Origin of the sequence: Acinetobacter psychrotolerans (assembly GCF_048552595.1) — a bacterium.
Lineage (GTDB): Bacteria > Pseudomonadota > Gammaproteobacteria > Pseudomonadales > Moraxellaceae > Acinetobacter.
Window position 1 is genome coordinate 1 of record NZ_JBIMDK010000072.1, and the last position, 263, is coordinate 263.

At 41.8% G+C, this 263-nt stretch carries 1 pseudogene; it reads left to right on the top strand.

The annotated features are described in order from the left end of the window. Nucleotides 1–263: pseudogene (locus ACG94X_RS16885) on the top strand (pyruvate dehydrogenase complex dihydrolipoyllysine-residue acetyltransferase); the annotation flags it as partial.

Genomic DNA, 263 nt, shown 5'->3' on the forward strand with positions numbered 1-263 from the left:
GTGAAAACTCGTCTGACTGCACCACAAGTTGCTCCTGAAGCAAGTACAACAGCTGTAGCTTCAGGTTTGCCTGCATTACCAGATTTCAGTGCATATGGCGGTGGTGAAGTCGCTGCAATGACACGTTTGCAACAGGTTTCTGTTCCACAATTGTCATTGAATAACTTTATTCCACAAGTAACGTAGTTTGATTTAGCTGATATTACTGAGCTTGAAGCTTGGCGTGGTGAGCTAAAAGGTAAATTTAAACAAGATGGTATTAG